Source organism: Paenibacillus agri (assembly GCF_013359945.1).
GTDB classification, from domain to species: domain Bacteria; phylum Bacillota; class Bacilli; order Paenibacillales; family Paenibacillaceae; genus Paenibacillus_AQ; species Paenibacillus_AQ agri.
The window spans coordinates 80,182-102,245 of the sequence record NZ_JABWCS010000209.1; the positions used below are offsets into that span (position 1 = coordinate 80,182).

The following is a 22,064-nucleotide window of genomic DNA, read 5'->3' on the forward strand; positions in this document are numbered from 1 at the left end:
CAGGTACGATTCCTTACAGAATGGAAAGGCGGATAGCACCTACCGGCTTATATCCAGCGCACCGGTACATCCTGGCTTCATCGTTCCTATTCGTATTTGGACATCATCCGGGAGAGCTTGGTCACCATCTGGTTCACTAATTCTGCCGGTTGTTGCACAGTTGCCTCATGACCCAGGCTGATCATAAAGTCAGCCAGGAAAGCAAGGTCACGCTTCGGGACCTTCCCTTCCAGCCACCCGGTACCATTGTCTCGGATGCGCAGCTTGGGAACCAGCCACAATTCTGCTTCGCACCTCTGAACCCCTTCCTTACCCAGTTCGACAAGAAGTGGCATGGTCTCCGTTTCCCCCTGCAGCACTTCCTTCCGATTGCCCAGATGAACTTCCCGCAAATCCATCGGCGTAAGGCCAGACGTATCAAAATCCGCAGAATACATCCTATCGCAGCGGAAGACCCTAATGCCCTCACGGAGAAAACAATACGCTGGACAGTACCATAAGCCATTTTGGGCATAGACTCCAATGGGCTGAATCTGCCGCTGCGAACGTACTCCTTTTGTCTCATATTCAATAGTCATCACCCGTTGCCCGACCGCCCCCTCCAACAGTATCGATAGATAGGGCGACTCTGTTTGCCGTACAGGGGTCACAAGGTCGAAGCGATTCTTCACCTGATCAATACGGTCTCGGACCTCACTGGACATATGGTGGTAGAACTTCTGAAGCGCCGCTGCAGATTCCTCCTTAAAGGGTAGCGAAGTATAATGACGCAGGGCATGGCTGGCAAAAAACAGGGCAACGGCTTCCTCCTCCGTAAAGGCAATGGGCGGCAGAATGCTTTCTTTTAACACTTGATAACCACCGTGCGGACCCACTTCTGAATACAGAGGAACACCTAGCTCGCTAAGCTCCTGCAGATCCCTCAGGATAGTCCTTGTTGAGACCTGGAATTCCTCGGCCAGTTCCTTAACGGTAAATCTCCGTTTCCGGTTGACGGTCATCATCAGCTCCAGCAGCCGTTTTGATTTTGGCATATGGCAGACTCCATTAATTTTTTATTAGTGACAATAGTTGTCACTATTAGACTCTACAATAAGATTACAGCCAGAACAAGAAGTCCAACACACCATAATTCAACCTAAGGAGATGTATAAGAATGTCTTTTCAATTAATTCCCTACATTATGCTTGACGGTCAGGCTGAGGAAGCCATCCAATTCTATGAACAAGCTTTAGGTGCCGAACTGCTTTTCAAACAAACCTTCGGCGAAGGCCCACAGAACCCCGATTCTCCGCTGAAGCCCGAGGACGCAGCGCTCGTTGCGCACGCCATTCTGAAGATTGGCGATACACAGATATTTGTAGCCGACTCCATTCCGGGATTAACCCTCCAACAGGGCAATATCTTGACGATCTGTCTCACCACGGATGACAGCAATCAGGCCAAGCAATTCTATCAGGCCTTGCAACAAGGAGGTCAGGTTATTCTGCCGTTGGAAGCGGCCTATTTCAGTCCGGCTTACGGGATGATTAAAGATAAGTTCGGCGTAACCTTTCAAATTTTCACTAAACGTCAGTCATAGAAACACTTCAAGTTTTCCTTTTGAATCAGATAAAAGGGTTGCGATCAAGTCTTAACAGCGCCTTAATTTAGACCTCCGGGATTAATGCAATGATAAGATTCAGTTACCCACGTGTTAACACTCATCGGATAAACTCAGCTATGAAACCAACGATAAAGGAGATAAACCGATGAATGATTTCATTAGCAGAAAAAGCCTGGTGCTGTTAAGTCTTGTTGGCTCATTAAGTGTAGGTTCCTTAGCTGCCTCAGCTTCGGCAAATTCCGCGAAGTCTGACACAGCACCCGTAAGTTCTATCACGAAGGTAGCAGCAGTGAATTCAAATTCGAAATCGCAGCCCCAACCTTCTCCCTTCAAACCGGACCAACTGCTGCAACTGCTGCAGCAAGAGAAATATGAGTTGATTTATGGACAAACAATAGCGGAATTCAAAAAGGCGTTCCCGCTTCAAGACTTCAAACAAGCGGCTCGCCTGTACCATAGTAACGTCACTTCCTATAAATTGAAGAGTCACGTAACCTTGAACAATACCAACTACTATGCCTGGACGGACCCTAAAGGTGAAAAAATGATTCAGGTCATGTTTAACAGTAAAAATCAGATCCAGTTCCTTATCTTTGATACATTGAAATTGTATCCTGAGACCGATGCAAAGCGTACGCAGACGACCTTTCAGCTACCCTTTAAAGGGAATTGGTTTGTCTTCTGGGGAGGACCCAATGAGCTGATCAACTACCACTATGGAGCTGAACAGCAGCGTTATGCATATGACCTGATTGTCGTAAACAATGGATTCAGCTATAAAGGTGATCCCGCCAAAAATGAAAGCTACTACGCTTTTGGTAAACCTATCTTCGCTGCCGCAGCAGGCAAGGTAGTGAAAGTGGTCAATAACATCCATGACAACAGCCCTGTCGGAACGGAGAACACGAAAGAGATTGCCGGAAACCATGTGATTATCGATCACGGCAATGGAGAGTTCAGCTATTATGCCCATCTGCAAAAGGGCTCGGTCAGCGTCAAAGTCGGCGATCAGGTGAAAGCCGGAGATTCGCTTGGCAAATGCGGCAACTCGGGTAATTCGAGTGAAGCGCATCTGCATTTCGAGGTAGCCGACAGTGCAGAGCTGTATACTACGAAGTCCCTGCGCGTGAATTGGAAAGACGCCGATGATTACGAACAAGGCACCTATATCAAAGCACCTTAATGATCGAATAAAAAGAAGCAACCCGGACATCTGAGTTGCTTCTTTTTGTCGCTTATATTAATAGCAGCCTTTCGGCTTATGAATTGCCCTTCCAAGCTGCCGTAGCCGATGAAGAGAAAGACAGATAATAAATGATATAATAGAAGGAGATAATAGCAACTATATATTAACGGGAGAATAAAGCGATGCAATCTACTATAGATGCCATGGATGATGAGCTGTGGGACAAGCTCATTCAGGATGTGGCGTATCTTTTCGATGATCTGACGCTCAAACGTGGGTTTCAATATTATAAGCAAAAGCGTGTCCGGCCGTTTGCAGTGACCGATGCGCGTAAAATCATTACCCTCGTTGAGGGTAACGATGATTACTCCGTGGTTATCGATCTCGACAATCTCGGAAATAGCCGCTGCGAATGTCCTGTCAAAGGACCTTGCAAGCATATGGCCGCCGTGCTGATGCATTATGCAGACATGCAGAAGCGCTCCGTGCAGACACTAGCGAACGCTAAGGCTGCCGCTTCTCTGCAGCGTCCAGCCAGTCCCAAGGTTCCCCCTGGGGCGGCTTCAATGCTGGCGCGACAGGATCTGCTTCAACAACAGGCAAGCGGTATACCGGAAGCCGGGGTTGCGGAGTGGCGTGAGTTCTGTGTAAGCTGCACCGCCCCGCTGGCCCACACGAGCCGGACGCCGGGTTATGCCGAGAAAGCCCTCGCGGCCATCCTGAAATATAAACCGTCGATGTCACCGGCTACAGAGAAACTGTTCCTACTCCATGCCCACCTCTTTGTGCTAGAAACGATAACTAAACCCCAGGGTCCGGCGCAGACTACGTTCGTTTCCTCCATGGGCTACTTCGCCCATATGACTGTCACAGAGCTGCAAGATTCTATCGGGCAGCTCCTGACTAGCGGCCTTCCGCTGAGGGTAGAATCCCAGCAATGGCCTAGGGCGATGGAAATTTTGGACTATCTGCGCCTGCAAATGCTGTCTGAGCCACGCGGCCGTTCCCGTGAGCAGCCTTATTTCCGTATAGCTTATGAGCTGTACTGGGAACATTGGCTCGAACCCAACCTCAGTGACAACAAGCTATACGAAGAGGAGCTTGATCAGCTACGTACAGCGGAGACAGAGCTTGGGACTTCACTCTCGCGGCATGCCTGGCTGCTAGCCCAGAGCCGGATGTATTTCTACCTCGGGGACGATCCCCCTGCCTGGGCACATCTTCGCACCGCTGCGGACACCCCCGCTCTGCAGCCGGAAGACCTGCTCGGCTTCCTTGAGCCCTTATACAGCGCCGGGGATTGGGAGCGGCTAGTGAACTGGCTCGTTCAGACTGGCCCGCTGCTCGGTAGCCGAATCTACGGAAATCTGAAGGATTATTCGAGCTACTGGGATGCGGTCGTGGCCCAGCGCCCAGAAAGTGAGCCATTGATGTGGAGTACTCTGAGCGAAATGCTGCCTTTGGCAGGTGAAATCTATGGCGAAAAGCTGCTCATCCATGAGAAATGGCAAGTCTGGATGGACTACCAGCTCGCGAACGGCAAAGAACCTGCCGACTTCCGTGTCCGGGACCTTCAGCCGCTGGAAAAGCATGCACCGGAAACGCTGCTCCCCTTCTACCATCAGGCTGTAGAACGATTCGTGCTGGACAAGAACAGGCAAAGCTATAAAGCAGCGGTTAAGTTATTGAAGCGGCTATCCAAGCTATACAAGAAAATGAAGCAGGAGGAGCGATGGGAGCTGTATATCCATTCGTTCTCCGTTCGCAATAGCAGACTGCGCGCCTTGCAGGAAGAGCTTCGGAAAGGAAAACTGATTACATGAGCATCAATTTGAATACGATCACCGTGAAGCTCGCCTTGAGCGAGTACGGCGATGCCTTATTATTCGGGCTCAACGAACGGGACGATTATGTCCCTGGATTGACCTTCAAGCAGCGATTGTTCGCCTGGCACGAAGCTTCTTTCTATGGTACAGAACTGGCGGTGCGGCAGGTGGAAGACGTTCAAGTGGTGGTTCTGCCTGCAGAGCAGGTCATCCCGTTCTTCTCCGATCCCAAGCTTCTGAGCCATGTGCATTGGAACTGGGAAGGCGGCGCTGCCCGTCTTAATGTATTAGCCCCCCTGCTGACGGACTGCCTGAAGGGGAAAAAATATATTCCACGTCTGGCCGCTTATCGGGAAGGGCGGCTGCAATGGACCTGGGATGATGCCGCGCTGAAGCGGGCCGCCACAGACCGGAACGAGTCATCTACTCTACAGCAGATGCTCACTGAGAGCTCCGAGTTCACGGAAGGACTCCGTGCAGCGTTCTCGGCAGCGGTGTCCCAGCAATATTACGGAACCGAAGCCACCGCTGGCGATTTGCGCAGCGAATACCCGCTGCTGTTCGATAGAAGCGGCACGGGCACGGCAGGTATGGATGAAGCCGCCTGGCTGATCTCCATCGGCTGGAAGGCCGATACCGCCCCGTTCCGCCCGGCGCTGCAATTGCTGGAGCCGGAAGGCGATGAGCCGCACTGGGTACTCAAGCTTGTGCTGCAGGACAAGTATGACGAGTCCGTGCTGGTGCCGATACAGCTGAGCGGCGAAGGCGAAGCCGCCGGGAAGTGGCCTGCGGCGTGGACGCCCCATGTCACCGAACGCGCCGCAGGCTGGTCCGCCCGGCTGCGTGCCAGCCTGCCAGGCGAGCAGCTCTTAAGCGGCGCCGATATGCTAGGCGCGCCGCTCAGCAATGAGCTGGCCTGGCGCTTCCTGACGGCGGACAGCCGCCGTCTGCTGGAAGCGGGCTGGCAGGTGCTGCTCCCGGCGTGGTGGGAAACCGCCAGCCGGAAGAAGCCGCGCCTGCGCGCCAAGGTCAGCTCTGGCGAAGGCGAGCGCAGCGGCCAGTCGCTGTTCGGTCTGGATTCGCTAATCGATTTCGATTGGCGAATCTCCATCGGCGATGCGGACCTCTCGGAGTCCGAGTTCGCCGAGCTGGTCGCCCGGGGCGAGCGTCTGGTCCGCTTCCGCGGCCAGTGGATTCCGCTCGACCCTGCCCTCTTGGCCCAGATTCAGCGGGCCATGGCTGGCATGGACAAGTCGCAGGGCTTGTCCTTCCAGGATGTTCTGCAGCTTCATCTCCTGGGTACAGGTGATGAAGCCGAGAATGCTGAAGCCGCCGAAGAGCAGCTTCAGGAGGAGGCCACGCGGCTCCGCCTGGAGGTGGAGCTGAACGGACACTTGCTCGGCCTCATCGGCCAGCTTGGACAACAGGCCCAGTGGCCGAAGCCCGAGGTGCCGGCCGGCCTTAAGGCCGAGCTTCGCAGCTACCAGCACGACGGCTTCGCCTGGCTGGCTTTCCTGCGCCGCTTCGGGCTGGGCGCCTGCCTGGCCGACGACATGGGCCTGGGCAAAACGGTGCAGCTGATCACCTATCTGCTCCACCTGAAAGACAACTATGCCGCCGCCCCCAAACCGGATGCGGCAGCCAAAAGAGATCCTCACGCGGCCCCTGCGGATTGGCCGTCGCTCATCATCTGCCCGACCTCGGTACTCGGCAACTGGCAGAAGGAGCTGGCCCGCTTCGCCCCGTCTCTGAACGTTATGCTGCATTATGGCAGCAAACGTCTGGAGGCTGGCTACTTCTACGGAGCCGCTTCGCAGGCTGATGTGGTACTGACGTCTTATGCTACCGCTTCGCTGGATCAGGAACTGCTGAAGCAATTCACCTGGGGATGCATCTGCCTGGATGAAGCGCAGAACATCAAGAACGCGCAGACGAAGCAGTCGGTCGCCGTTCGCAGCTTCCCGGCGCTGCACCGGATCGCCCTGACAGGTACGCCGATTGAGAACCGCCTCTCTGAGCTGTGGTCAATCTACGACTTTATCACGCCCGGTTACCTCGGCAGCTCCAAGTCGTTCCAGGACCGGTTCAGCAATGCCATCGAGAAGGAACGCGATGAGCGTCGTACAAATGAGCTGCAACGACTCGTTAAACCGTTCATGCTGCGGCGCAAGAAGAAAGATCCGGCAATCCAGCTCGATCTGCCGGACAAGAACGAGATGAAGACCTATATTCACCTGACAGCAGAGCAGGCTGCGCTATATGACCAGACCGTCAATGAACTGCTGGAACGTGTGCAGAAGCTCGAAGGCATCGAGCGCAAGGGCGCTATTCTCTCGGCGCTTACCCGGCTCAAGCAGCTATGTGACCATCCGGCACTGCTTTCTAAGGAAGCCTTGCAGGAGACCGACCCCGATTCAGGAGCGATGGCACCGCTGAATACCCCGGCCCTGATCGGGCGTTCAGCCAAACTGGAACGCTTGATGGCCATGGTCCGTGAGCTGCGCGAGGAGGATGAACGCTGCCTCATCTTCACACAGTATGTCGGCATGGGCCAAATGCTGCAGGCAGTACTCCAGCAGGAGCTCGGAGAGCCGGTGCTATATCTGAATGGCAGCACCTCCAAAACTGCACGGGATCGGATGATCGATCGCTTCCAGGCTCCTGCACGAACAGATTCGAGCGAATCAGCGTCCGACCAGCCAAACGTCTTCATCCTTTCGCTGAAAGCCGGTGGAGTCGGCCTCAACTTGACCGCGGCCAACCATGTGTTCCACTTCGACCGCTGGTGGAATCCAGCCGTCGAGAATCAGGCAACCGACCGGGCCTACCGGATGGGCCAGACCCGGGATGTTCAGGTCCATAAATTCATCTCGCTCGGTACGCTCGAAGAGCGCATTGATGAGATGCTGGAGAGTAAGCAGCAGCTTAGCGACAACGTGATTTCCAGCTCGGAAGGCTGGATTACCGAGCTTTCTACAGACGCACTCAAGGATCTGTTCACCTTACGTAGAGAATGGATGGCGTAAAGTGGTGAGCCTACCCATAATCGCTGAGAGTTCTTAGCTTCTTGTGCGTTACAGGCGATTGGGGCTTACTTCGATTAGCAGAGCTTTGAAGTGAACCCGACTCACCTCCAGTTTGCCATAAATTAGTGTATGTGTTAGAATCGACTTAACTTTTATTGAACGGAGGGTTACGTGTGATAGACTTTATCCGAGTTCGTACGTTGCGCGGCTAATTGAATAGCGCTCAAGCTCTGCCCATGTGCAGAGGACTCAGGATAGGTCTGCCATTTTTAAAGGTAACCCACAGCCATGGACTGCCCGGAGAAGCTTACCGCTCTTCGGCATTCCGCCTTTAGGAACTCCATAGAAACCCGTGAACACAAGCGTAGCCTGTTATCGCAGGGGGAGATGTCATACATCTTTTCTCATGTAAAGGCTATTTGTGTCCTGCATCCTATGGAAGACCAGGTCTCGCAGCGGAAGTACGTCTTCCCTCGCGTCCTTGTTCTGAAGTCCTCTACAGATACTGTAAGCACAGGCAGATAGCCTGTGCTTTTTTTATTTTTCATTTTCGCCAAATTTTTATGTTAACTTTGGCTAAATAACGGAGGATGATTATATATGATGGAACCTACTCAACAAACAGCGATCATTGTTGGTGTCCAGCTGCAACAGGACCATAACTTCGCCTATTCTATGGAAGAGCTGCGCAATCTGGCAGCTGCATGCAATATCGAGGTTATCGGGGAATTAAGCCAGAAGACCAGCCGGATCAACCCTTCCCATTATCTTGGAACGGGTAAAATCGAAGAATTGAAGGCTTTAATGGAAGCAGCGGGTACAGAACTTGTTATTTTCAACGATGAACTGTCCCCTTCCCAAATTCGCAACCTGGAATCAACACTGGATCGGGAAGTTATTGACCGGACGATTCTGATCCTCAATATCTTCGCCGAACGGGCCAAAACCAAGGAAGCCCAGCTCCAGGTAGAAGTGGCCCGGCTGCAATATATGCTCCCCCGCCTATCAGGCCTGCGTGAATCACTGGGACGTCAGGGCGGTGGCGCTGGCATGAAGAACAAAGGTACCGGGGAGACAAAGCTTGAACTAGACCGCCGGAGAATTGAGGAGCGCATCACCGCCCTCCAGACTGAGCTTACCCAGCAGGTGTCGCGGCGCCAAATTCAACGCAAGCAGCGTCACAAGAATGAAGTACCTGTGGTCTGTCTCGTTGGGTACACCAATACCGGTAAATCCAGCTTAATGAATGCTATGGTTGAGACTTACCATCCGGGTTCCAACAAACAGGTATTCGCGAAGGATATGTTGTTCGCCACCCTGGAGACCTCGGTACGCAGCATCGATTTACCGGATCATAAAACCTTTCTCTTGACGGATACGGTAGGATTCGTGAGCCAGCTGCCGCACCATCTGGTCAAAGCCTTCCGCTCCACGCTTGAAGAAGTGACCGAGGCGGATCTGCTAATCCACGTCGTTGATATTGCTGATTCACAGCACAAGCAACATATGGCAGTGACGGAGGAGACTTTAAAAGCGCTCGGCGCAGACGGGATTCCTGTCCTCTACGCCTACAATAAAGCAGATTTGACAGAACTGCCCTATCCACTTGTTGAAGGGGATAACCTTTACTTGTCCGTGAAGCAAAATAAGGGCATTCCTGAATTAACACAGTTGATTCGCGATCATGTGTTCAATGACTACATGCAATGCGAGATCCTTGTGCCCTTTGACCAGGGACGTCTAGTCTCTTACTTCAACGAGAACGCTCATGTCCAATCCGTCAGCTATGAGGAAAATGGCACCCGGATGATGCTGGAGTGCAAAATAGCAGACTTTGAGAAGTACCGTAACGATTTCATCGAGCTTTAAACGATCTGAAAAACAAGAAAACCTCGACCTCTGCACAGGATTGGGGTGGGGGACTGCTTGTCTTTCTGAGAACTCCTAAAAGGCAAATATATACCGGCCTGCACGCGTCCATGACGTAGTGTAGCGCCGGTTTTTTCACGCTTTGTAAGCCTGCTAAAGGTTCAGAAATCATCCATATTATATCGATGTAGTCGAGAGGTCTGCTTTTTTATACGTATAAATATAATGATGCCCCCCAATTCTGGCGATGACCGCCAGGTCTGAAGCTCTGACTACGGAAAACGAGCGGCTTCGTCCCTCCGATAATTTCCGCAAATACTCAAAATCAGGATGAAATGTCTCATCCAAGAGATATGCAGACGTTGTGCTTCCCGGTACCCTCTCCTCATTCAGCGCAGTAATGATGCCCGCCCCGGAGCTTATACCGATGCCGTGACCAAAATATTCCCCATTCCCCAGGACGATAACATTCTCACCCTGCCATTCGGGTTTGTTCGGATCATGGTCGGGATTCTTGAAATACTGCACATCGCCAGGATAGGCTTCCAGATTGTTATTAATAGTAGTAAGCTGCAGATCGCTATCATAATGCCAGTCATATAGTAGCAGATCATTGAAATAGGAGTTGAATACAGCCGGGCCCAGCGTATCCAACACACCCTTGTATAAAACCACTACTGTTGCCGTGGCGCATTCAAATGCATAAAGATAACCGTTACGAAAAATGTCGTTGATCCCATCGGATGGCTGAACCCCGCTTCTCAGCTGTAGCCCGCCTTTGCTGGTCCGGGTCCAATAATTCGGATTACCCCGGGTAGTCTCAAAAGAGGCAAATTCTGCTCCGCTGGCATCCAGTGCCCTTGCCGCATTCACAATGTGCTTTCTTGTATTCAGCTCGAATTCCAGCGCCGCCGGACTTTCATACACATAGTTCTCCGGGCTCCTCTGTTTCTCCGCTACAATCTCCCGCTCTACCCCGGTCAAGCCTGACATGTTAATTCCGTTGATGTCGCCATTCAAGAACGTAATCACTGCCGTACCTCCCATGAAACTTTATTCTCTTAATATGGGTTATTGTACGTTGCAACTCCTGTGGATGTGCAAAACAACCCTCCAGTACCGCTGCACATGTGCAGGAACTGGAGGGTTGTAGTGTTATTTTTAATATTAGGTTAAATTATGCCGTACCAAGTGCGATCTCATCGTCTTCGTTATCCGAATTGAAGGCTTCACGGTCGAATTCACCTTCTGAATTAGCAACTAACAGAGCTGTAACCGTAGTTCCTGTCGCATTCACGGCAGTACGTCCCATATCGATGAGAGCTTCTACACCGGCCACAATAGCGATACCTTCAAGCGGCAAGCCTAGCGCAGTTAATACAACTGTAGTAGAGATTACCGCTGGACCTGGAACTCCAGCTACACCAATAGAAGAAATAATACTAACAAGTACGAGAACGATGTAGTCTGTTACGGTCAAATTGATCCCAAATACTTGAGCAGTGAACACCGCCACAATTGCCGGCCAGATGCCGCCGCAGGCGTTGAAGTTCACAGAAGCGCCAAGCGGAGCGATAAAGCTCGCAATACGCGGCGAGACATGCAATCTCTTAGTGATGACTTCCAGATTGACTGGAAGCGTAGCATAGCTGCTGCGGGTGGTGAATGCTACAGCGATGGTCGGATAGATTTTGCGGAAGAACTTAATTGGATTGACCTTGGCTACGAAGAATACCAGGCCACCGAAGATGAGCACAAAATGGATGATCATGGCTACATAGGAGGTAATAATAACACTTCCTAGCTCCTGCAAGGTCTCCCATCCGTAACGCGCCGTAATCGCGGCAATGAGTGCGAACACGCCATATGGCGTTAAGCGGATAATGAATTTGACGACTTGGTGTAGAATCAAGGTCAGAGATTCGATCAGATCACGTACAGGCTTTACTGCCTCTGGCTTTTTAGAGCCAATCTTGATAATTGCCACTGCCAGGAAAACTGCGAAGATAAGCAGTGGAACCACTTTGCCAGTCGCCGCTTCATTAACCGGGTTAGAAGGTACGAGGTCGAGAATGACCTGCGAGAAGGTCGGAATCTCACGGGCAGTGAAGTCCGCCGGCACCTCCTGCTGAATACCTTGACCAGGATTGAAGAGCAGGGCTACTGTCAGTCCTATAATAGAAGCGATTCCCGTTGTCCCCAGGAACCAGGCAAAGGTCTTGATACCAACTTTACGCAGATACTCCAGGTTGGTCAGAGACGCGATGCTGTTCAATACGAGAACGAAGACCAGGGGAATAACGAGCATGCGGATCAAACTTACATAAATGCTGCCAAAGGTGCTAATTGCCTTGGTCTCAAATTCCAGCTTTTGAAAAAGAATCCCAACTACAAGTCCGATTAACAAACCGATAATGACTCGGGTACCAAACCCTACCCGCTTGCGTGCCAACAGAAATAAAATTCCAAAGACAACGATAGAAACTACAAATCCGTACCAGTTTGTTTGAATCGCCGAGAGTAGATTATTGTCTATATTCTTCATTCTTTCTAAAACCCTCCCAATACCCCACTTATTTGATATGAATAATGATAAATAATGTATATACAAAACCTATGAATGTCAATGTAATTATATGTTAATTTCATTTAATTCCGATAATTTCGGTATGAAAAATAAATATTGATTGACAACTACTTTCGCCATTGAATAATATTAAAAACATCACACGATGCATGCATCATTTGCTGGATCACCAAAGGGATAGAATCAACTGGACAGCCAGAGATTCGAGTTAGAGCGCTAGGTTTGCGTTCTCTTGAGTCTCTGGTTTTTTTATTGGCGCAAAAGGGAGGGATGAAGACTTCAGCCGAGCAATCCAGCATGAGCATACATAACTAGCGGAGGACTGAGTCTACTGGACAGCCAGAAATTCAGCGGGTGATGTCATAGCACCACCTGCCTGAGTCTCTTGTTGTTTCCGCTGGAACCAAGCTTGCAGAAATGAATATTCATGTAACACGCAGGACATGTTGTAAAGCCCCGACTGTATCCGCAAAACGCACTACAAATAAGCCCGAAGGCGACAGGCTTAGCCGCCTTGTCTGCCTGGTCCAGGGCGCAAAGAAAAGGATGATTACTCTTATGAAAAAGCTCACTATTTCGATCGTTACTGCTGCTGTAGTCTTCTCTGCTTTGACTTATGCTGCCGTATCGGCCAATCAGAAAAAACCGGAGGCTGCGCCGGCACAAAACAATACCGCTGCTGCTACTACTGACACCGCTTCCGCCGCAGGCACACAGACAGCTGTGCAGACTGTAGCCGAGACCGTTCAACCGGAAGCAACCACTGCACCTGCTGCAGAAACCGTGCAGGCTGAGGCCACTGCCGCGCCTGCCGATCAAGCCGCCGCTGTGACAACTGCTCAGCAGCCGCAAGCGACAGAAGCACCTGCGCAAGCCGAAGCCGCACAGGTGAAGACAGCTTCCGCACCAGCTGCCGAAGCTCCAACCGTGAACACCGCCGCTGCCAAAGTAGCTGCGCCGGCACAAGCCGCTGCTGCACCAGCCGCACAAACAGCACCGGCACAGCCGCAAGCAACCACTGCACCGGCAGCCGCAGCAGCGCCCGTGGTCTCCAAGACTACACCGGCAGCTACCCCTGCTCCAGCAGTGAAAGCCGCCCAACCAACGGCAGTACCAGCACAAGCTCCAGTTGCCGAAGCTAAAGCTACTGCTGCACCGGAGCCTACAGCCGCTCCGGCCAAGAAGATCACCTTCTCAACGACCGAAGTGGTGAAGGCCAAAGCTACCGCTGCGCCTGCGGCGGAGCCCGCTCATTCCAAATCAAGCGCTTCTGCCCCAACAGAGAGTGTGCAAGCTCCGGCACCTGCCTCTGACCCGGCACCAGCACCAGCACCTGCTCCGTCATCTGACGAAGAAGTATGCCCTTGATTACTGCATCATCGCTGCTGAGCTAAAACCCAGCCAACTATATTTTCAGAAAAAGACAGAAATCGAGGTGCAAATTTAATGACTATCAAGTTCAAGCCCAAAAAAATTGTGAGTCTGCTGCTGGCAGCCTCTCTGGCGGTCCTGCCTCTTCAGGCAGGCCGGGCAGCAGCGGCTGCTGAAACAACCGTTTCTACAGCTGCTACTCCGCTATCTACTTTTGATTATTTCAGCAAGGTGTACCCGAAACTGAATGATCCGAACCATGTCTATAAAACAGCAACTTACGAGGACATTGTTCACTTGTTTGAAAGCCAAGGCACGTATGCCGTTCTGGTAGGCGGCGCATGGGATGAGAACACACAAGCAGATATCGGCTTTATCAATGAAGTTGCCAAGGATTACGGCATTTCTACCATTTATAATTTCGATACCAAGCTGGATGGCGATACACTGCAAATCGCAGATACCAATAACAAGTTCGCGTACAAATACGTAGACCTGGTTAACAAGTATCTGACGAACCTGAATATTTACGACAAGAACGATCCAGCACACAACGTGAGCTACACAGCCAAAGACGGCAGCACGGTCACGGCTAACAAAATCGAAGCTCCGTTCCTCTTTGTCTACAACAAGGACAACAAGGATGCCCTAGGCAACAGTGCTCCAATTGTCTCTTCCCTTAAAGACAGCAAATCCTGGTCACAGTTCCTGACGAACGAAACCCTAGATCAAACCAAGGTCGATGCCTATAAAGCGGATGTTCGATCCGTATTCGCCAAAGCTGTGAAATACGACACGATCAATGAATCGGAGTATATCAAAGCTGCATTTAACAAGAACTATGAAGGAGAGAATCCGGGCAAGCCAACGATCTTTACCCAGGCTGACGGCGATCTCGTCTATGAACATGTTACCTATCATCAATTAAAAGAAATCTTGTCCAGCGACGGCAACTATGCCATCCTGTTCGGGGGTTCCTGGTGCCCTAATACTCAGGCGGTTATCAAATACATTAACGAACAAGCCAAAAAGAAGAACATCAATAAAATATACCTGTGGGATACAAAGCTTGATTCCGGTGTGACGGTAGGCGTGCCGAACAACAATAGCGGCAATTCTATCAAGGATGGAAATCCGCACACCAACGATGAGCTCCAGGTCCGGACCACCGACCACCCATATGCCAAGCTGTATGTGGACCTAGTCAAAGAATATTTGACCAATATCAAGACACAAAACAACACGGCTGAAAAACCTACCACAATCAGTTATTTGGATCAAAACAATACTCGAATTTTCGGAGATCGCCTGCAAGTTCCGTATCTCTTCACCTATAACAAAACCAATAAGGATGACAGCGGGCAACCAGCACCCATTCTCGGACACATCGAATTGATGTACTCCTGGACAAATATCCAGCCCGACTTTGTCAGCAACGGTTACGCCGATGGTGCAAGATACAATTTCTACCTGAACGCGCTGGATAAGCTGTTCTCCAGACTGGAAGCCACTCCAACCGAACTGACCGCCGTAGCGCCAACTTCGGCTACCGTTAACGACGGACAGATTACAGGCGTTCTGAACAAATCGCTGGAGTACAAACGCGCCGATGAGCCTGACTACAAACCAGTATCCGGCGAAGCCATTACCGGGCTGGCACCAGGCACCTATCAGGTAAGATATGCTGCCAAGTTCGGTTATCAAGGCCCAACCGTTCCGGCAGGAGCTTCTGCAATTCCGTATAAACCGGGTCAAGCCACCGAAATTGTTGTTCCGGTCTTTACACACCAGCAAGCAGCACCGACTGGACTGATCGGCGTGGCTCCTACTACACCTGCCAACGATGATGGGCAGATTACAGGAACCAATTCAGCCCTGGAATACAGACCAGCCGCTGCAGCTGATTACATTCCAGTAAACGGCGAAGCTATCACAGGACTTGTACCTGGCTTCTACGATGTTCGCTATGCCGCCAAGGAAGGCTACAGCGCCAGCCCTGTAACTCGCGTTGAGGTACCTGCATACGGCGAGCAAGCGGCACCAACCGGACTGGCAGGTATTGCTCCTACTTCACCTGCGAATAACGATGGACGTATCACCGGTACGACGCCTGCATTGGAATACAAACTGGCGGGTGTAACCGATTATGTCTATGCTACAGATGTCGAAATTACAGGACTTGTACCTGGTACTTATAACGTCAGATTCGCAGCCAAGGAAGGCTTCAAAGCGGGCAGAGCAGCCGATGTAATCGTGCCAGCCTATACCGCAGAGCAAGCAGCGCCAACCGGTCTCACCGGTATCGCCCCTACTTCATCTGCCAATAATGACGGACGTATCACCGGCACAACACCAGCACTGGAATATAAACTGTCCACTGTTACCAATTACGTATACGCCACAGATGTTGAAATTACAGGACTTGTGCCTGGTACTTATAACGTGCGATATGCTGCAAAAGAGGGCTACAAAGAAAGCCCTGTAACTGATGTAGTCGTACCGGAGTACAAAGCACCTACTGGTGGCACAGATCCCGGTCCATCAACTGGCAGCAACTCTCCTGCACCAACTCCGGTTAGCAGCCCGGCACCTACTGCCAGTGCGGCACCAGTTACTAGTGCTCAAGGAAATACAATCATCGCTTCTAAAACAGCGGTTGCTACTACCGATGAATCTACAGGTGTTACCACAGCTTCCATCACAGCAGCTGATGTAGCGGAGCTTGTAGAGAGTGCTAAAAAAGCAGAAGCCGAAGGAAAAACAGCACTTCTAGAAATTAAGGTTGAGACTACTGCTAAGACTCAAACCGCTGAGCTTACCATTCCAAGAAGCGCATTCAATGCAGTTGCTTCTGGTACAAAAGCTCAGGTTAAAATCAACTATGCCAACGTGGGAACGATCACCTTGGATGCCAAAGCAATCGCTAATATTAGTGGAGCTAAAGATGAGGGCGATATCCATATTCGGATTGCCAAGGTTTCACTCACCGACGAAGGTAAAGAGGTCCTTGGTGATAGACCTGTCTACGATCTGACTGTCAAAGCAGGAGACCTTACTGTTTCTAGCTTTGGCGGAGGCAAAGCGCAGATCAGCGTTCCTTACAAGCTGCAAGCTGGCGAAGAGCCGAATTCTATCATCATCTACCATATTAATGAATCGGGAAGTCTCGACAATGTACGCGGCAAATACGCTGCGGGAACAGTAGATTTTGTCACTACTCATTTCTCCCAATACATCGTTGCTTATAACAAAGTCGACTTCGCTGATGTTGCAGCAAATGCATGGTACAGCGATGCCGTTGGCTTCCTGGCTGCCCGTAGCATCACGTCTGGAACAGACGATACCCACTACAGCCCGAATGCCTCGGTTACCCGCGGACAGTTCACTGTTCTGCTGCTGAAAGCCTATGGCATTGACGCCGACGAGAATGCGGCTAATAACTTCGCCGATGCCGGCAACACGTATTACACCGGCTATCTGGCTGCTGCCAAACGCCTGGGTATCACCACCGGTGTAGGCGATAACCAATTCAAGCCTGACAGCAAAATCACACGCCAGGAGCTATTCACGCTACTGTACCGTTCTCTGGACGTCTTGGGAGAGCTTCCAGCTTCTAAGAATGGCCCTGCTCTGTCCAGCTACAGCGATGCTGGCCAAATCGCAGACTATGCTAAAGAAGCCCTACAGGCCCTTACTGCCTCTGGAGTTATTGCAGGAAACAATGGCAAGCTCAACCCTGCCAGCGTATCTACTAGAGCAGAAGTAGCACAGGTACTATTTAATCTCCTTTCCAAGTAATGCCCACCCCGCATTACATCTTCTAAAAAAGCCTCCGAACCCCTTTTCAAAGGGATTCGGAGGCTTCTTCATTTCACTATGAAATCCTGCCTATTTCCACCTTACAGCTTGTAAAAATTATGCTCCCTGGTGGCACAATTTATATCTTATGATGTGTTTTAAAACCTTATTTTTTACTAAAAATTAGGCCATTTGTCGGAGATGTGAACCTTATTTCCTATTAGATGAGTATGTATTAATATAACACCATTTGTTAACAAAAATCCCTTTTACAGAGCCTTTTCGAACGATTTTTGCCCATCATAATCTTAATATTCCAATATAAGGGTTGAAAATCTACTAAAATATTTTTTATTTTCATATAGATTTTACATTTTACCAGTGGTAAAATCTTCTTAACATTTTTCCTACTAGCTTGGGTGGAATTAATTTTTGAATTCATAGGAAAGGAGAGTTTTGCCGCGATTTCGCCGAGAAGACGGAAAAAGTTTGATTTTGAAAAGAATATATGACGGAGGGGATTTTTTTGGATTGGGGCAAATTATCTCGTAAACTATCACTGCTGGCACTCGCAGCTGGTGTGACGATCAGTACGGTACCCGGAGGGGTTTCCGCAGCAGGAGCAGTGCAGCCTAATATCGACCAAAGCACACTGCCATTGGTTCAAAGTTCTCAGAAAACATTCATATCGCCTCAAATCAATACAAAATCCACAGATGATATTCGCGTCATTGTCCAACTGAGCGGACAGCCGGCAGCCGTCGGCAAATATGCAGCGAAGCAAGGCATCTCTTCACTAGCCTCCACAGCCACCGAAGCTGCGGTAGATAGCCAGCAAACTGACGTTCTCAAGAAAGCGTCCAATGCTGGACTGGACCTTGAAGTCAATTACAAGTACAACACGGTACTGAACGGTTTTGAGATCACGATTCCTGCGAATGAAATCCCTGAGCTGGCTAAAATCCCAGGCGTCATTTCTATCCATAAGAACAGCACCTGGTATGCCGTTCCAGTGGAAGGAGACACTTCGGCAGCCGCTGCAGAGGCAACAACACCACAAAATGATAACGAGCCATTAAAGCAAATCCACGCCGATTGGGCCTGGGCTAACGGATATACAGGTAAAGGCCTTAAGGTGGGCGTTATTGACACCGGGGTTGATTATACTCACCCTGACATCAAAGATGCTTACAAAGGCGGGTATGACTCATTCTACAATGATAATGATCCTTATGAAGAGGTCCCTCTTACTAAAGAGAATGATCCATATCACGTAGGCTATGAAGGCACATATCACGGCACACACGTTGCCGGAACAATCATTGGACAATTCGCCAACAAGAGCGGTGAAATTGCCCAAAAAGGCGTAGCTCCAGGTGCAGAGCTTTATGCTTACAAAGTACTTGGACGTAATTTGGATAGACCTAGCACGTCCTCCGGTTCTTCTGCACAGGTTATCGATGGTATCGAACGTGCAGTGAAGGATCACATGGATGTTATCAACCTTTCGCTCGGTTCCGATGAAGAGAAGGACGTAAATTCTCCGGATGCCATTGCAATTAACAACGCTGTGCTTTCGGGCGTTACAGCGGTAATTGCCAACGGTAACGCAGGTCCTGGTGAATATACCCTAGGGTCTCCTGCCACTTCCCAGTTGGGCATTTCGGTCGGAGCGGTGACCAGCCCAAGCAAACAGTTCTCCGGTAAATTCAAAGCGGAGTTGGAGCGTACCACGGTATCGACCGTAACCTATGAGACTTACGGAGACGTTAACTTCAATTTGATGGCCTGGGGACTAGGCAAAGAGAACTTCGCTAATATTATCGGCACCAAACCAGTAAATGTAGTATACGCAGGACTTGGTGGCAAAGCAGATTTTGAGAATATTCAAAATGTTGAAGGCAGCATCGTTCTGGTCTCCCGTGGACTATATGCCTTCACTGAGAAAATCGCCAACGCGAAAGAACATGGCGCAAAAGCTATCGTTATCTTCAACGGTAATGCCAAACAAGTAGGCGATGAGAATATAGTAGATCTGAGTCCAACTATCCCTAATCGGGACGGTTTCATTAACTCCGGTCTGGGAGACGGGTTCGACAACATCCCTACTCTGGATATTAAGGGATCCGAGGGTAGAGCCTTAGCTAGAACTCTGGCAGCTAACCCGGGAAGCAGCTTCCGCTTCACTTTTGACGACAACTATAATCCTCAGCTAAGCAAAGGGGATGCATTGGCCAGCTTTACTTCCTTTGGCCCGAACGTTGATGACAATCTGAGCATCAAGCCAGACTTCACAGCACCAGGCGTAGGCATTCTGTCTACTTGGCCAGCTTACGGTAAAGGTAAAGACAATGTCCCTTACGATAAAGCATACAACCGGATTAGCGGCACAAGCATGGCAACTCCACACGTTGCCGGTCTAGCACTGCTGATCAAGGAAGCTCATCCTACATGGTCGCCATTTGATATTCGTGCAGCTTTGGCAAATACGGCTGAACCAAATGAGGAGTACAGCGTTTATGAGCAAGGCGCAGGACGTGTAAATGTTGAGAATGCCATTTCCACACCAGCCCTGGTACAAGCTCTTGAACCGATCACTATTCTTGACAAGAACTACAAACCACAAAATGTAATTAATTATAATTCCTCGGCAGCCTATGGCGTAATTCAGCCAGGAACATCTGCAATCAAAAACGTGCAGCTCAAAAATACAAGCAAGGATGCTGTAAGCTATTCCGCTTCTGTTGAGTGGCACTTTGAAGATCCTCAAGGGATCACAGTGACACCTAGCATTTCAACTGTTAGTGCCGACGGAGGAAAAGTAACACCGTTCAGTCTAAACCTGAATGTAGGCAACAATGTAAAAGAAGGCTTTTATGAAGGACAGCTGAATCTAGCCGCTCCTGGCGTACCAACATTGCACCTGCCGTTCAGTGTGTATGTAGGTAAAGAACTACCAGAAAACCCATTTGGCATTCAAGAAATCAAATTGTCTAATGCACTTGTTTATCCGAACAGAAACTACCAAAGCTCTACAGATCTTACTTTTAGACTGTCCGCAGAGGACACCAACTACTATGAGGTCAATATTGTTAATCTTGAAGATCATACCATCGGATATGTTGATGTACAGTTTAATGCGAAACAATCATTTACTCCAGGCCTGTATTCAGTCAAAAGTATCAATGGCTCCTATCATCCTGTCGATGCAAATGGCAAAAAGATTGTAGATGCTAGTGGTAAGCCGGTTACCGAGTACCTGAAGGATGGCGTCTATAAAATTTATATCTACGCCTCCCACATAGATGCACCAGGTGAAGCGATAGAGTCTATAGTTGAAAAAGAAATTGAGTACAAAGGATACTCTTCTTTCCGTGTAGACAACTCTTATGATAGCAACTCTGGCGGCAGCACTGGCGGCGGTGGAGGCGGCCCAGTTGCCACACCAGCACCATCTACAGCACCTGCTCCAGTTAGCGGCGCTGCTAATGCAGTCATTGACCAAGGCTTGAAGCAAGCGCCGGTGAAGGCTGCTGTAGCTTCCAGCAATGGCGTAGCAACTGTTACGGTAACTAACGATGATCTGAAGTCAGCCATCGCCTCTGCTTCGGCTTCTCCGGCAGCTATTGTAATCAATGCTCCGGCTACGACCGACGCTACAGCTAAAGTGGCTCTGACAGCTGAGCAAGTGAAGCTGCTCGCTGGTGCACCAGCGAAGAGTACTATTATTGTAAATGCTGCAGGTTCCGCATTCGCCTTGCCAGTAAGCCTGTTGACTGGCGGCGCTGCCGATGCCAGCCTGGATCTGATCATCAAGAAAGCGGATGACCAATCCTCCAAATTCTCGACAACTGCCGGATCAACAGTTGTTGGGTCTCCGGTAGCCTTTGAAGCCAACTGGACTAAAGCTTCTGGAAGTACAGCTCTGAAGGTACCGAATGATGCCTTCATTAAGAGATCCTTCACAATTCCAGGCAAAGTTGAGCCTAACACTGCAGGTGTTCTATTTGAATCGAACGGCAAGATTACTCCGGTATCTTCCGTATTCAAAGTACAAGCAGACGGTACGACTCTCGTTACGGTTAGCCGCCCTGGATTCTCGGTCTATGCTGCCGTGAGCCGCCCTGTTACTTTCAGTGACATCGCCAACTCCCCGGCTGCTGCCGATATTACAGCACTGGCTAACAAGCTGATTATTGAAGGCACTTCGGCAACGACATTCTCGCCGAAGAGCAACCTGACCCGTGCCGAGTTCACAGCCCTGCTGTCCCGCTCGCTCGGACTACGTTCTAGCTCGACTTCTACCTTTACAGATGTGAAGTCTTCTGACTGGTATGCCAATGATGTTGCTGCTGCTTCCGAGGCAGGACTGATTCTGGGAATCGGCAATGGCAAATTTGCCCCGAACGCCCAAGTTACGCGTCAAGAGCTTGCTGTTATCCTGGGAAGAGCCGTGAAACTGACTGGCGTGGAACTGAAAGCCTCCAATCCATCGTTCACTACTTATGCCGATAGCACCAAGATCGCTCCATACGCTAAAGATAGCGTGCAATCCTTGTCTGCTGCGGGTATCATTAGCAGCGAAGTCGGATCGAACTTCAATCCGACAACAGCAGCTACCCGTGAGACAGTTGCAGCTACTCTGCATCAATTGCTGAGCAAAACTGGCCTGATCGACTAATTCGGACCAAGCCAGAAACATCAAACGCCCGTCCGCTTCCCAACAGGGAAATGGACGGGCGTTTTTTTACAACGATAGATACTGGGCAACTCTTTTGAACAAACAGCTTAATTT

The 22,064-nt window shown here is 50.2% G+C and carries 11 protein-coding genes; 8 read left to right on the forward strand and 3 right to left on the reverse strand.

The window, feature by feature from the left end; translation table 11 throughout:
* Nucleotides 1-86 precede the first annotated feature (86 nt).
* Nucleotides 87-1,034 carry a helix-turn-helix transcriptional regulator gene (locus HPT30_RS14395; RefSeq protein WP_175372050.1) on the reverse strand — a complete coding sequence of 316 codons (948 nt, stop codon included), beginning with the start codon at nt 1,032-1,034 and terminating at the stop codon, nt 87-89.
* A 122-nt stretch (nt 1,035-1,156) separates the two neighbouring features.
* Between HPT30_RS14395 and HPT30_RS14400 the strand changes: the two genes are divergently transcribed.
* The 5 genes from HPT30_RS14400 (at nt 1,157) to hflX (ending at nt 9,513) form a co-directional block, all read left to right on the forward strand.
* A complete protein-coding gene (locus HPT30_RS14400) occupies nt 1,157-1,582 on the forward strand; it encodes a VOC family protein (protein WP_175372051.1) in 426 nt (141 codons plus the stop codon).
* 169 nt (nt 1,583-1,751) lie between these two features.
* On the forward strand, nt 1,752-2,789 hold the full coding sequence (locus HPT30_RS29985; protein WP_246317090.1) for a M23 family metallopeptidase: 1,038 nt from the start codon (nt 1,752-1,754) through the stop codon (nt 2,787-2,789).
* 185 nt (nt 2,790-2,974) lie between these two features.
* Nucleotides 2,975-4,615 (forward strand): SWIM zinc finger family protein, encoded by a 1,641-nt coding sequence (locus tag HPT30_RS14410; protein ID WP_175372052.1) that lies wholly within the window; start codon nt 2,975-2,977, stop codon nt 4,613-4,615.
* On the forward strand, nt 4,612-7,644 hold the full coding sequence (locus HPT30_RS14415; protein ID WP_175372053.1) for a DEAD/DEAH box helicase: 3,033 nt from the start codon (nt 4,612-4,614) through the stop codon (nt 7,642-7,644). The genes HPT30_RS14410 and HPT30_RS14415 overlap by 4 nt, the downstream gene beginning before the upstream one ends.
* Nucleotides 7,645-8,247: 603 nt before the next feature.
* Complete coding sequence (hflX, locus tag HPT30_RS14420; RefSeq protein WP_175372116.1) at nt 8,248-9,513, forward strand: GTPase HflX; 1,266 nt, start codon at nt 8,248-8,250, stop codon at nt 9,511-9,513.
* Nucleotides 9,514-9,690: 177 nt separating this feature from the next.
* Here hflX and HPT30_RS14425 read toward each other — a convergent pair whose 3' ends face one another.
* The gene (locus HPT30_RS14425; RefSeq protein ID WP_312876338.1) at nt 9,691-10,545 is read right to left on the reverse strand and encodes a protein-glutamine gamma-glutamyltransferase; all 855 of its coding nucleotides are present in this window, start codon (nt 10,543-10,545) and stop codon (nt 9,691-9,693) included.
* A gap of 145 nt (nt 10,546-10,690) precedes the next feature.
* Nucleotides 10,691-12,058, reverse strand: a complete 1,368-nt coding sequence (locus HPT30_RS14430) for a dicarboxylate/amino acid:cation symporter (RefSeq protein ID WP_175372054.1) — start codon at nt 12,056-12,058, stop codon at nt 10,691-10,693.
* A gap of 600 nt (nt 12,059-12,658) precedes the next feature.
* On the opposite strand from HPT30_RS14430, the gene HPT30_RS14435 reads away from it, so the two are divergent.
* From HPT30_RS14435 to HPT30_RS14445, 3 genes are all read left to right on the forward strand, one after another.
* Nucleotides 12,659-13,468 (forward strand): hypothetical protein, encoded by an 810-nt coding sequence (locus tag HPT30_RS14435; protein ID WP_175372055.1) that lies wholly within the window; start codon nt 12,659-12,661, stop codon nt 13,466-13,468.
* A 78-nt stretch (nt 13,469-13,546) separates the two neighbouring features.
* Nucleotides 13,547-17,269: an S-layer homology domain-containing protein gene (locus HPT30_RS14440; RefSeq protein ID WP_175372056.1), complete on the forward strand. Its 3,723-nt coding sequence runs from the start codon at nt 13,547-13,549 to the stop codon at nt 17,267-17,269.
* A 526-nt stretch (nt 17,270-17,795) separates the two neighbouring features.
* Nucleotides 17,796-21,950 (forward strand): S8 family serine peptidase, encoded by a 4,155-nt coding sequence (locus HPT30_RS14445; RefSeq protein ID WP_246317094.1) that lies wholly within the window; start codon nt 17,796-17,798, stop codon nt 21,948-21,950.
* Nucleotides 21,951-22,064: the final 114 nt, after the last annotated feature.